The organism is Butyrivibrio sp. FCS014 (assembly GCF_000526935.1).
GTDB lineage: Bacteria > Bacillota > Clostridia > Lachnospirales > Lachnospiraceae > Butyrivibrio.
Genome location: NZ_JAHA01000008.1, coordinates 270,984 through 283,323, shown reverse-complemented (window position 1 = coordinate 283,323; position 12,340 = coordinate 270,984). Strand labels below are relative to the sequence as shown.

The following is a 12,340-nucleotide window of genomic DNA, read 5'->3' as shown; positions in this document are numbered from 1 at the left end:
ATCGAGAGTCCTTCCCGAAAGTCACCGTCCGGTATCAGTAAAGGAGACAACATGCAGACGCAGACAATCGCAAAACCAGACAAAAGTGCGATTTTCAAGAATAAGGTAAAGACATGGTTTTCCCAGCCTCAGAATATAATACTTTTGCTGTTTGGGATTGTCCTGACTTTCAGTACTGTCGCACCTATCATCGCGATCGTAAAAGACACCTTCGCGATCCATCCCGGAACCATTGACCAGCATCTTACTAAGAGGGTTTCCGGATATACTATCGTAAATTACACAGATCTTTTTACCAGCAAACTTGCAAAGACAAACCTATGGGTACCGCTTCTTAACACGGTTATCCTCTCAGTTCTTACCTGCTTCATATCAATTCTTTTCGGCGGACTTTTCGCCTTCCTTGTAACAAGGACAGATATGAAGTTCAAGAAGTACTTAAGCTCCATCTTCATTTTCCCTTACATCATGCCGCAGTGGACACTGGCTGTTGTTTGGCAGCACATGTTCTACTCCAACAAGGTGACGGGAACCTCGGACGGACTTCTTGCAGCGATCTTCAACGTGTACTTCCCCCACTGGTGGTGCCAGGGAGTTTTCCCCAGTGCGATGGTTTTAGGACTTCACTACGCACCCTTTGCCTATATCCTGATCGGCGGCATCTTCAAGAACATGGACGCCAACTTAGAGGAGGCGGCAACCATCCTTGATACACCCAAGTGGAAGATCATGTTCAAGGTAACACTTCCAATGATCAAGCCTGCGATCCTTTCAACGATCCTCCTGGTTTTCGGAAGTGCCATGGGAAGCTATCCCGTACCTCATTACTTAAACCTTACAACACTTTCAACCAAGTACATCTCCATGAACAGCAAATACACCGGTGAAGCCAGTATCCTGGCCATCATCATGATGATCTTCGGTGTGCTGATCCTTGGAATGAACCAGCTCTCACTTAAGAGCCGCAAAAACTACACCACTGTAACAGGAAAGTCCGGTCAGCTCACAAAGCTTTCCATCGGTAAAGCCGGCAAATACATTGTGGGAATCATCTTTATCCTTATCACCTTCTTCACAAGTATCTGGCCCATCGTTCTTTTTGCCCTTGAGACCTTCCTTCCCAACCCCGGTGACTACAGCTTCCTCTACACAGGAAACCTTGCACACCTTACAACCAAGTGGTGGATAACAAACGAGAATATTACAGAGAACGGTATGTACGGTCAGCCCGGTATCCTGTACAACAACACCATCTGGCACGCCTTCTTCGGAACATTGTTCCTGGCAGTTGTCTGTGCCCTTATCGCAGGAACCATCGGAACCCTTATCGGATATGCCGTTGCGAAAAAGAGACGTAACAAGTGGGCAAACTACGTAAACAATGTAGCATTCCTGCCTTACCTTATGCCTTCAATCGCAGTTGGAGCAGCCTTCTTTATCCTGTTCTCCAACGAGCACATCAATCTGTTCAACACATATACACTTCTGATCATCGCAGGCGTTGTGAAGTACATCCCCTTCGCCTCCAGGAGCTCGCTTAACTCAATGCTCCAGATCAGTAACGAACTTGAAGAAGCGGCAATTATCATGAACACCTCCTGGATAAAGAGAATGACAAGGATCATCATCCCTATCCAGAAGTCATCCATCATCAGTGGATATTTACTGCCCTTCATGACCTGCTTAAGGGAGCTGTCTCTTTTCCTGCTCCTTTGTACTCAGGGCTTCATTTTATCAACAACACTGGATTACTTCGATGAGATGGGTCTGTACGCATTCTCAAGTGCCATCAACCTCATCCTTATCGTAACGATCCTGGTATTCAATACACTTGTAAACAAGCTGACAGGCGCAAGCCTTGACAGCGGCATAGGAGGGAAGTAATCATGCCGGAAATCATTTTAGAAAATATAACCAAGCGCTGGGGCAAGTTCTTTGGCGTAGACAATGTTAGCCTCAACATTCCCGATAATTCATTCATCACGCTTCTCGGACCTTCAGGCTGCGGCAAGACTACAATCCTTCGTATGATCGCAGGTCTCGAGACTCCCACAGAGGGCCGCATCACCATCGGCGACAAGGTGGTATTCGACTCCAACGCAGGAATCAATGTTCCCGCCAACAAGCGTAAAGTGGGCTTCCTTTTCCAGAACTACGCACTTTGGCCCAACATGACCGTTTATGAGAATATCTCTTTCGGCCTTAAGAATATCCACGAGGAGATGCCCGTGATCGACGTTGAGGCCAAGCAGACCTCAGATATGATGAGGGCTCTTGCCAACGGCCACAAGGTAAAAGAGGTCATCGAGGAGTGCAAGGACAAGAACGGCAAGCTTGACGAGAACAAGGCTTACGTTAAACTCATCGACAACTACAACCTCTCAATCTATACGGCAAAAGAGCTGTTCGCCCTTGGGATTCACGCTTCTTCAGACCCTGCAGCTCTTGCAAAGACAAAGCTTGCAGAGTATGAAAACAAGTTTGCTGCAATAAAGAGCAAATATGAAAAAGAGGGTAAGGGACTTAACGAGAAATTCGAGGTAACAAAGAACGGAATGGCGATTCTGGAGAACAGAAAGCTCTCCAAGGAGGAGATAGATTCAAGAGTAAGATCCTGCTCAAGAATAGTAAAGATTGGAATGTTCATGGACAGATATCCCGCAGAGCTCTCCGGCGGACAGCAGCAGAGAGTTGCCATTGCCCGTACACTGGCTCCCGAGCCACAGGTTCTTTTCATGGATGAGCCTCTGTCAAACCTTGATGCAAAGCTTCGTCTCGAGATGAGATATGAGCTCCAGAGACTCCATGTTGAGACAGGATCAACCTTCGTATACGTAACCCATGACCAGATGGAGGCCATGACATTGGCAACAAGAATCTGCCTTGTAAGCAACGGCGTGCTTCAGCAGTACGCAGCTCCTCTTGAAGTCTACAACAGACCCGCAAACCTGTTTGTTGCCGACTTCGTGGGTAACCCTTCCATGAACTTTGTGGATGCAAAGGGAACTCAGCAGAGCGACGGAAGCGTAGCAGTGGACATCCTCGGGGGAATCAAGGCAAGATTTGTTCCCGCGGAAAAGACAGATCTTAAGGAGTGGAGAGCAGCAAGAGACAAGGAAGCTGCAGACAAACTCGAGTATGAAAAAGCAAGACTTCAGAAGAAGGGGGCAGTTGAGAAGAGCAACAAGGACGAGGTATTCAAGTACCACATCCAGAAGGTGGAAGAGCAGGATGATTCCATTATGGACGAGCCTGTTATCACCGATGAGGACTTTGTTATCGGTATAAGACCCGAGGCCATCGACATCGATGCAAACGGCAAGATCGACACCACTATCTACGGCGCAATGCCCACAGGTATGGAGTCAACACTTAAGCTGCGAGTTGGGGAATTCCTTCTTACCGGAGTTATCTTCGGCGGCGTGATCTATCAGATCGGCCAGGAGGAGAAGATAAATATCAGCGGAAAAGACATCCTTCTTTTCGACAGAAGAAGCGGCAAGCTCATCTGCTCAGGAAGTCTGGAGCTGTAATGCGCCACTAAGAACCGTCCCCATTGGCGCTTTGAACTATAATCAGGAAACAATCCAATACTTTTTTAACATAATACAACCTACCTTTTATGAAAAAGAGCGGAAGACCAAAAGTCTTTCGCTCTTTTTTGCTTTCTGCGAGCAGAACCGAATGGGAGTCCGCCTGCTCAATTCATATATTACGGGCTTTCCCCCGCCCTGCTTTGTGTTCTCTTTTCATCTCATACATGCGCCGGTCAGCAACCTCAAGAAGGGAGTTGATGAAGGTGGTCTCCGAGTAGAAGGAGTAGCCAATGGAGGCTTTTACCGTCAGGTTCATACCATCAAGGTTCCTCGGTGCATCTACAGCGGCCATGAACTTCTTGATCTTGGAGTCGATGTCTTTTTTGTCCCCATATTGATGTAGGATCACGAACTCGTCACCGCCGTATCTGAAAAGCACGCAGTTTTCTGCGCAGGCCATGGTAAGAGACTTTGAGATGTCTTTAAGTACCAGGTTTCCGTATTCGTGGCCGTAATCATCATTTATTTCCTTGAAGTCATCCAGGTCTATCATAAACAGCGCAAAGTCCGTACCGTCAGCTATGTACTGCTTCTCATACTTCGCAGCGATACCGCTGAAGGCACGCCTGTTTAAAAGCCCCGTGAGTTCGTCGGTGTTGGAGAGACTGGAGAGCCTCTCGTTTTCTGCCTTGCTGTCGGTGACGTCCATGAAGTATCCGATAAGTCCCACAATTTCGCCGTCCACAGTAAGCGGTACCTTGGAGGCGACGATGTCCCTGACATTTCCCTTAACGATACACTGCCCCGGAACGTTGAGCTCGGGAACGCCTTCGCTTATTACCTTGAGTTCAGCGTGTCTGTAGGGCTCGGGATTTATGTGCCAGCCCATGTCCTCATCGGTCTTTCCGATAATGCTGTCCACGCTGTCAAGGTCATAGTAGTCCAGGAACATTTTGTTTGCGCCAAGAAAACGCCTGTCCCTGTCTTTCCAGAAAACTCCCACAGGAAGAAGCGTCATAAGATTGCTTAAAAGATCTTTCTCGGAAATGTTCATCACAGTATCCTCCGTGAATTGTGTGACTATACTCATTTTAGCAGGCAATTATCTATTTTTCCACGAATAAAGCCTAAAGTTTACAGTATATTTATATATAAGGAATGTGATAAAATAGCCTTGTACGGGAATTCGTACATATAAATGTAAGTTTACAGAAAATATGAATTTAAATATGAATCTGGCAGACGGGAGGCAATTATGGAAGACAGACCTACAGGCAGAAAAAAGAATGTGGGAACCGGAGGTTCCGGCGTTCACAGAAGAGGAGAAGCGGGGGGCTACAGCGGCCCTGTGGGAGGAAGTAACGGACTGCCGCCCGGATCATCGGGAAGCGGCGGAGGCGGCTCACAGCGCGGAGCCGGAGGCAGAAGCCCTCTTTTCATGATCATCGTGGTCCTGGCCCTTGTTATGCTGGGAGGCGGTGGCGGATTGTCAGCCCTTCTTGGCGGAGGCGGCTCAGGTTCGTCCCTTACTGACTATACAACAACTACAACAACGCCCTCTACATCAACTCAGACGGGATCTTCATCAGGGGTTTCCACATCTACGGGAACATCCACCGGTTCGGGAATGTCATCAATGCTTGGATCTCTTCTCGGCGGCGGCTACAGCCCCTACATGGGAGCATCCGGCGGCGGTAATGCGGCCTGGAGCGGTGACAACAACACCGGAAAACTCAACACTTCCGTTGATTCACAGGCAAGAGCAAAGCGCACTGTTATAAAGGGCGGCGGCGAAGACGTCGTTACCATCATGGTTTACATGTGCGGAGCGGACCTTGAGTCCAGAAGCGGCATGGCTTCAAGAGACCTTCAGGAGATGCTCTCAGCTGACTTTGGCGACAACGTTAACCTCATCATCTACACCGGCGGCGCCAAGCAGTGGCAGAACAACGTGGTTTCCAGCTCCACAAACCAGATCTATCAGATCAAGGACAAGAAGCTCTTAATGCTCAAGGATAACCTTGGCAGCGTTCCCATGACAAAGGCCGACACTCTTTCCGGCTATATCAAGTGGGCAGCTTCCAATTTCCCTGCCAACAGAAACATCCTTATCTTCTGGGATCACGGCGGAGGAACCACCGGCGGCTACGGCTATGATGAGAAATTCCCCACAGCGGGAGCCATGTCCCTTGGCGGCATAAACACAGCCCTTAAAAACGGCGGCGTGACCTTTGATTTTGTTGGCTTTGACACCTGTCTTATGGCTACCGTGGAGAATGCCCTGGTTGTTTCCAACTACGCGGATTACCTGGTGGCTTCCGAGGAGACAGAGCCCGGCGTTGGCTGGTACTACACCGACTGGCTTACAGCCCTTGGCAAAGACACCTCAATGGACACCTTACAGATCGGCAAAAACATCATAGACTCTTTTACAGCAGCCTGTGAGAAGACATGCCCCGGACAGAAGACAACATTGTCACTGGTGGATCTTGCCGAGCTCTCACAGACCGTTCCTTCGGAGCTTGCTGATTTCTCCAAGGACACAACTGAGCACATCAAAAACAACGATTTCCAGACTGTATCAAGTGCCCGCAGCAATACCAGGGAGTTTGCCCAGTCCTCAAGGATCGATCAGGTAGACCTTATAGATTTCGCAACCCGCATGGGAACAGATGAGGCAAAAGAGCTGGCGGCTACTTTAAGGAGTGCCATCAAGTACAACAGGACCAGCTCCAACATGACCAATGCCTACGGCCTTTCCATCTACTTCCCTTATCAGCAGACCAAGAAGCTGGATACTGTATGCGACACCTATGACGATATCGGAATGGATGAGGAATACAAGAACTGTATTTCAAGCTTTGCTTCCATGAACGTATACGGCCAGGCAGCATCAGGCGGAACCGGCACAGCAATGCCGTCCCTGTTCGGAGACCTCTCCGGTATGGGCGGAAGCTCAGGCGGATCTTCCGCAGAGCTTATAGGACAGCTTCTTAACACCTTCCTTTCCAGCGACCTTAGCAGCGTATCGGGACTTACATCCTCCAACTCCGCATTCCTTGGAAGAGGAGTTGATGTGGACTACGCAGCATCCTATATTGCGGACCATCAGTTTGACACCACATCCCTGATGTGGACCACCAATGCAGCCGGCGAGGATGTTATCTCACTTCCCGCAGAGCAGTGGGCAATGGTACAGGATCTTGAGCTTAACATGTACTATGATGACGGTCAGGGCCTTCTTAACCTGGGCTATGACAACGTCATGGATTTCGATGAAGATGGCAACTTAAAATCCCAGAGCGACAAGACCTGGCTTGCCATCGACAAGCAGATCGTATCCTACTACTTCATTGATATGGAGCAGAACGGTGATGATTACGCTATCTTTGGCCGCGTTCCCTGCGAGATCAACGGAGAGAGATCCAACCTCATCCTGGTATTCGACTCAGAGAATGAGAACGGATATGTGGCCGGTGCCTGCCGCGACTATGTGGAAGGGGAGACCGACACAATAGCCAAGAACCTCACTGAGCTTCAGGAGGGTGATAAGATAGATTTCGTATGCGACGGCTACACCTATGACAAGCAGTTCCAGGGTGTATACTACATTGGCGAGACCATGACCGTTGACAAGGATATGAAGGATATGGTCATCGAGAACCTCCCTGTAGGCGATGGAAAGGCCTATGTAACCTATCGCTTCACGGATATTTACAATCAGAATTATTGGACAAATACACTTACTTACTAATACTATATGGAAGAAAAAAGTCGTGACTTCCTGTCGGGCCGCATCAAGGACCTGGCAGGAAGAGCTTTTAACAACAGTTTTATAACCCACACGGATTTCCTTTCCCTGTCGGAGCTGGCAGCGTTTTTCCAGATCCTCTCCTCGGAGGGGATATCCTCAAACGTGCACGAGTACATGGGAGCCCACTACGTGGTCTACGGGGGATTCCCCGATGCTGAACGGGCCATGATATGTTTTTTGCCCGATTATATAAGCGAGGAGGAATTCCTTGAGCAGCAGGGGGCGGAGCCGGATGTACTGACCTGCATCCACGTCACTCCCGTCAAGGAGAAGTTCTCGGATGACTTAAATCACAGGGATTATCTCGGGGCCCTTATGAACCTGGGCATCGAGAGAGACCAGATCGGGGACATCTTAACCGGGGAAAAAGAGGCATATATTTTCACCACCACGGAAGTGGCGGACATGGTCTGCAGGGAGCTTATAAGGATACGGCACACCTCGGTAAAATGCAGCATAGTAAACGGCTCGGAGTGTGACATAAGACCCCGCTTTGAAGAGGCCTCGGGGAGCGTTGCTTCAGAGAGGACCGATGCAGTCATAGCCTTTGTATATAATCTTTCAAGGGCAGAGGCCCAGAGACTCATCGAGGCAGAGCAGGTATTCATCGACGGGCGGACCGCCTACAGCGGCGGGTATGACCTTAAGACAGGAGCACGGGTATCGGTCCGGGGTAAGGGCAAGTTCATTTACGACGGGCCCGGCGGCACCACCAGAAAGGGAAGACTCTTTATCAAAGTCAGAAAGTTTATTTAGATGGGAAGTTATATTGTTTTTGACCTGGAGTGGAACCAGGGAGATGCACCGGTCACAAGAAACGGCAAGACGCTTGCCTTTGAGATTGTGGAGATAGGTGCGGTCAAATTAGATGAAAACAGGCAGAAGATCGGAGAGTTCTCCGGACTTATAAAACCTCAGGTCCACAGGCATATGCACAGGATCACCGGGAAGCTGATACATTTGTCCATGGAAGATTTGGAAAAGGGTGAGCCCTTCGAGAAGGTGGCCTCGGATTTCCTTGCCTGGTGCGGAGAGGACCCCAAGTTTTGCAGCTGGGGACCCTTGGATCTTACGGAGTTCCAGCGAAATCTGGACTTCTTCGGGATGCCCCTTTTGTCCGACAGGCCACTGGCCTTCTATGATGTACAAAAGCTCTACAGCCTTGCCAGGGATGACGGAAGATCAAGGAAGTCTCTGGAGGCTGCGGTGGATGAGCTTGGAATAGAGAAGGATATTCCCTTTCACAGAGCTCAGGCGGACGCAGAGTACACAGCCAAGGTCTTTGCCACCTTTTCGGAAAAGATACTGGGAAGGATCTCCTTTGACACCTATGTCACACCCAAGAACAAGAGCCAGGAGATCCGGATAGTCTTTGATTCCTACGCCAAGTTCATCTCCAGGGAGTTTCCTTCAAAGGAAGACATACTGGAGAACATGGAGATCATGGGCACCAGATGCTATCTGTGCAAGAAGAGCATCAAGCGGCAGGTGAAGTGGTTCTCCCCCAACGGTAAGCATTACTACAGTGTGGCAATCTGCGACAAGCATGGATTCATGAAGTCCAAGGTCAGGATAAAAAAGGCTGAGGACGGAAACCTTTACGTAGTTAAAACCAGCAGGTTTATTTCTCCTGAAGAGGTGGAAGCTATGAAGGCAAAACAGAGAAAAATTAAAAAAAGACAGAAATAAAAATGGCAGCAGAGCCCGTATTTTCAAGGGTTCTGCTGTTTTTACAAAAAAAGTGTTGACAAATTAGATTGCACACAATATAATACAATTAAATTGAACGCAATTGATTATCACATAAAGATGCAAATACACATACACATAGTTTCCAAAATGGAGGACAACGCAATGGGATTTTATGATTATTCAGTTCAGGATGCTCAGGGTAATGATTTCTCAATGGAGAACTTCAAAGGCAAGGTAGTTCTTGTTGTTAACACAGCAACAGGCTGCGGCTTTACACCTCACTACAAGGATATCGAGGAGATGTACGAGAAGTTCCACGATCAGGGCTTTGAGGTTCTTGATATTCCCTGCAACCAGTTCGCAGGACAGACACCCGGTACAGACGAAGAGATTCACGAGTTCTGCCAGCTTCACTACAACACCAAGTTCCCTCAGATGAAGAAGGTAGATATTAACGGCGAGACAGCTATTCCTCTTTATGGATTCCTTAAGAGTCAGAAGGGCTTCGAGGGATTCGGCAAAGGACCTAAGGCTCTTGCCATGAGCATGATGCTCAAGAAGATAGATAAGGATTATAAGAACAATCCGGAGATCAAATGGAACTTTACCAAGTTCGTTGTCGACAGGGAGGGCAATGTAGTAGCCCGCTTTGAACCCACTGAAGACATGAGTAAGGTAGCAAACTTTGTTGCCGACCTTATGTAAATAAATTTTCCACTCCTTAAACCCTCACATTTATATGTGAAAGATGCCGGATGACACTGGTCGTCCGGCATTACCTCTCTTTTCAGAACTTTTTATTCTTAAATCGCAGTTTTCGTGATTCCCGTTTCCTTCTGTTGAATCTCATACGGTCGTTTCTGCTTGAATGGGTCTTATTATTGGATATCCCCGCAGCAATGGCACCGATGACAGACAACAGGGCAACAAGGATAGCGGCGATGATTATCAGTATCTTGACATTTACATATACAGTCCTTACCTGAGCGGTGGAGCTGCGGCTTGTTCCCGTACCCGCCGCCGAGTAGCACACATGGGCGCTGCCTATGGGTGTGCCGGAAAAAGAGTAATCGATTCTTGCGATGGCAGTGGGATAGGCCTTCCTTTCCTCCTCCGTAAGGTCATATCTTATTTCATAATCGGTATCTTCAATCCCTGAAGTTTTGGGAATGATGACAGTGTCTGAACCATCAAGCTTTAAGATGGTTCCGGCCTTTCCGAATACATCGTTATCAGATTCGAAGAACAATGAATCATCCGGCATATAGCGGGTATCACTGTCAGATATATTGACACTGCGGAAGTTGTTGAATCCGTAATCAAACAGTGTCACGGTATCGGTGAACTGGGCGGGGGACTCGTCCTTGAACACCACGCATATAAGCTTCATACCGTTTTTCTCGGCGCAGGTCACCAGTGTCTCCCTTGCAAGATCCGTATATCCGGTCTTGCCGCCCACGATTCCCTCATAAGCAATCTCGCCGGTAATAAGCTTGTGCTTGTTGTTGAGGTAAAAGTCGTCGGGCTGGGTAGCGGTGGCTGTGAAGTGATAGCGGGGGGTATTTCCCACCTTGCACAGAAGCTCGTTGGCGAAAAAAGCCTTCGATATCAGGGCCAGATCGTAGGCGCTGGTGTAGTGGTCATCGGCCTGAAGACCGTTGGTATTGGCAAAATGTGTGTTGGTACATCCCAGCTCTTTTGCCCTGGAATTCATAAGGTCAATGAAGCCGTCGATGCTGCCGCTTACATGCTCTCCCACGGCATTTGCCACTTCATTGGCACTGCCTACCATTATTCCGTAAAGAGCCTGCTCTAAGGTTATGGACTGACCGACATCCATACCGATGTTGGAACCACCCGCAGGGACGCTGAACACCGCGTCGTTTGAAAAGGTGATCTTGTCGGAGAGGCTTGCGTTTTCCACAGCCAGAAGACAGGTCATGATCTTGGTGGTGCTGGCGGGATAGAGCTCTTCGTGAATGTTCTTGGCATAGAGAATGGTGCCTGTTGTGGCTTCCATTACTATGGCGGACTGAGCGGTGATCTCGGGACCATGGGGCCATCCGGGAATGTCATTGGACTGGATAGGAAGCTCTTTTCTAAGCTGAGCTTCCTCCTCATAGCCTGCATACACATAAGGTGCAGCTTTCGGGATCATGACAAGTGCAGCAAGAATGCATGCTGCGAGCCTGTATATGAAGTTAAAACCGTGTGTTTTAGTGTTTTTTTGGTTCATGGTACCTTAAATAATACAATACTTCCCAACTTGGGGCAAATGTTGTAAAATTCTAGTATAAGACTTACAGGCAGGAATAATAATGCGATTACGTAACATCGCAGGATCCCGTGAAGTTATAGCAGACAGCGATTTTACGGTAAAAGATCCTGAAAAGAAAAAAGGACTTTGGCATAAAGAGGTTTTTGGAAACAATAATCCCATACATATTGAGATAGGGATGGGCAAGGGCAGATTCCTCATGGATCTGGCAACGCTTCATCCTGATATCAATTACGTAGGGATTGAGAAATATTCAAGCGTCCTCCTTCGGGCGATACAGAAGCAGGAACAGCTCCTTCTTCCCAATGTGAAGTTTATTCGTATGGATGCGGAGGTTCTGTGTGAGGTATTTGCACCGGATGAGGTGGACAGGATTTACCTTAACTTTTCAGATCCATGGCCTAAGGACAGACATGCCAAGAGAAGGCTGCCTTCCAGAGAGTTTTTGAAGCGCTACGATCAGATAATGAAACCTGACGGCGTGGTGGAATTCAAGACAGACAACAAAGATCTGTTCGAATTTGCACTGGAAGAGATTGAACCTGCGGGATGGACTCTGGATGCGGTTACAAGGGACCTCCATAACGACCCGGTCATGAATGAGGGCAACGTTATGACGGAATATGAAGAGAGATTCTCTTCATTAGGAAATCCCATTTACAAGTACATCATAAGCAGAAAGGGGAAATAACAAATGGATTACTCATTAAACAGTCAGAATTTCGAAGAAGAAGTTATCAACAGCAAGCTGCCGGTTCTGGTAGATTTTGCAGCAGATTGGTGCGGACCTTGCAAGATGATGGCTCCCATCATAGATGAGTTTGCAGAGGAGTACGACGGCGAGCTCAAGGTTATGAAGATCAACGTTGATCAGTCACCTGATATAGCTCAGAAATACAATGTTATGTCGATTCCGATGTTTGCATTTTTCAAGAACGGCGAAGTTGTTGAGACAGCAGTTGGAGCTCTTAACAAAGCGAAATTACAGGGTATAATAGACAAGGTGCTGGCTTGAAAAAG

At 48.2% G+C, this 12,340-nt stretch carries 10 protein-coding genes; 8 read left to right on the top strand and 2 right to left on the bottom strand.

The genetic code is table 11. The features are described from left to right. Positions 1–51 precede the first annotated feature (51 nt). Positions 52–1,884, top strand: coding sequence for an ABC transporter permease (locus T456_RS0110105; RefSeq protein WP_024866048.1), 1,833 nt, complete (start codon positions 52–54; stop codon positions 1,882–1,884). A 2-nt stretch (positions 1,885–1,886) separates the two neighbouring features. After that, the gene (locus T456_RS0110100) at positions 1,887–3,533 is read left to right on the top strand and encodes an ABC transporter ATP-binding protein (RefSeq protein WP_024866047.1); all 1,647 of its coding nucleotides are present in this window, start codon (positions 1,887–1,889) and stop codon (positions 3,531–3,533) included. A gap of 172 nt (positions 3,534–3,705) precedes the next feature. Here T456_RS0110100 and T456_RS0110095 read toward each other — a convergent pair whose 3' ends face one another. Next, on the bottom strand, positions 3,706–4,590 hold the full coding sequence (locus T456_RS0110095; RefSeq protein ID WP_024866046.1) for a sensor domain-containing diguanylate cyclase: 885 nt from the start codon (positions 4,588–4,590) through the stop codon (positions 3,706–3,708). 201 nt (positions 4,591–4,791) lie between these two features. On the opposite strand from T456_RS0110095, the gene T456_RS0110090 reads away from it, so the two are divergent. The 4 genes from T456_RS0110090 to T456_RS0110075 all read left to right on the top strand — a co-directional run bounded on the left by T456_RS0110090 (position 4,792) and on the right by T456_RS0110075 (position 9,747). Beyond that, positions 4,792–7,290 carry a clostripain-related cysteine peptidase gene (locus T456_RS0110090; protein WP_024866045.1) on the top strand — a complete coding sequence of 833 codons (2,499 nt, stop codon included), beginning with the start codon at positions 4,792–4,794 and terminating at the stop codon, positions 7,288–7,290. 6 nt (positions 7,291–7,296) lie between these two features. Continuing rightward, positions 7,297–8,106 (top strand): YlmH/Sll1252 family protein, encoded by an 810-nt coding sequence (locus tag T456_RS0110085; RefSeq protein WP_024866044.1) that lies wholly within the window; start codon positions 7,297–7,299, stop codon positions 8,104–8,106. After that, the gene (locus T456_RS0110080; RefSeq protein WP_024866043.1) at positions 8,107–9,039 is read left to right on the top strand and encodes a 3'-5' exonuclease; all 933 of its coding nucleotides are present in this window, start codon (positions 8,107–8,109) and stop codon (positions 9,037–9,039) included. A gap of 165 nt (positions 9,040–9,204) precedes the next feature. Beyond that, positions 9,205–9,747: a glutathione peroxidase gene (locus T456_RS0110075; RefSeq protein WP_024866042.1), complete on the top strand. Its 543-nt coding sequence runs from the start codon at positions 9,205–9,207 to the stop codon at positions 9,745–9,747. A gap of 82 nt (positions 9,748–9,829) precedes the next feature. On the opposite strand, the gene T456_RS0110070 is transcribed toward T456_RS0110075, so the two are convergent. Next, positions 9,830–11,278 (bottom strand): D-alanyl-D-alanine carboxypeptidase family protein, encoded by a 1,449-nt coding sequence (locus T456_RS0110070; RefSeq protein ID WP_024866041.1) that lies wholly within the window; start codon positions 11,276–11,278, stop codon positions 9,830–9,832. Between the two features lie 82 nt (positions 11,279–11,360). Here T456_RS0110070 and trmB point away from each other — a divergent pair, with 82 nt between their 5' ends. After that, positions 11,361–12,011 carry a tRNA (guanosine(46)-N7)-methyltransferase TrmB gene (gene trmB / locus T456_RS0110065; protein WP_024866040.1) on the top strand — a complete coding sequence of 217 codons (651 nt, stop codon included), beginning with the start codon at positions 11,361–11,363 and terminating at the stop codon, positions 12,009–12,011. Positions 12,012–12,014: 3 nt separating this feature from the next. Next, positions 12,015–12,335 carry a thioredoxin gene (gene trxA / locus T456_RS0110060; RefSeq protein WP_024866039.1) on the top strand — a complete coding sequence of 107 codons (321 nt, stop codon included), beginning with the start codon at positions 12,015–12,017 and terminating at the stop codon, positions 12,333–12,335. Positions 12,336–12,340 lie beyond the last annotated feature (5 nt).